This is a genomic window from Vibrio sp. 1069, assembly GCF_033340555.1.
The window spans coordinates 1-690 of the sequence record NZ_JAWOWP010000401.1 but is presented as its reverse complement, the minus strand read 5'-3'; the positions used below and the strand labels follow the sequence as shown (position 1 = coordinate 690).

Here is a 690-nt window from a genome sequence, read left to right as displayed (position 1 = left end):
GAGTCCCGCAGCTAATACAAAGCTAATACCAATATGACGCAGTAACTTACTCACCTAACCTCAGATCCTTAAGCCAAATCACCCGCGACAAGAGGAACAAAGCGAACCATTTCCACAACGGTAGAAAGGTACTCGTCACCCTTGCGTTCAATTCTAAGTAGTTGCTGCTCAGCATCTCCGACAGGAATCACCATTTTACCGCCATCTTTTAACTGTGAGAGAAGCGCTTGGGGAATCACTTCTGCAGCAGCGGTAACAATGATGGCGTCAAACGGACCTTTCGTTTCCCATCCTAACCAGCCATCACCATGCTTCGTCGAGACATTGTAGATATCAAGTTGCTTAAGACGACGTTTCGCTTCCCATTGCAAAGATTTGATGCGTTCAACGGAATAAACATGGTCAACGATTTGTGCTAAAACTGCGGTTTGGTACCCAGAACCGGTTCCGATTTCCAAAACGTTACTAGCACGTTGAAGCTCAAGCAGCTCGGTCATGCGAGCGACGATGTAAGGTTGAGAAATAGTTTGTCCCTGACCAATCGGTAGCGCATTGTTATCGTAGGCTTGGTGCATCATCGCTTGAGAAACAAAGCTCTCTCTCGGTAAACAATGCATTGCATCCAAAACGCGTTGATCTTTGATGCCACTGGAGATAAGAAACGCTATCAACCTGTCAGCATGTGGGTTA

The 690-nt window shown here is 46.4% G+C and carries 1 protein-coding gene; it reads right to left on the bottom strand.

Annotated elements, in window-relative coordinates:
• Positions 1-68 precede the first annotated feature (68 nt).
• Positions 69-690, bottom strand: a 622-nt coding sequence (locus R7040_RS26780; protein WP_318097635.1) for a protein-L-isoaspartate(D-aspartate) O-methyltransferase, incomplete at its 5' end; no start/stop codon positions are given.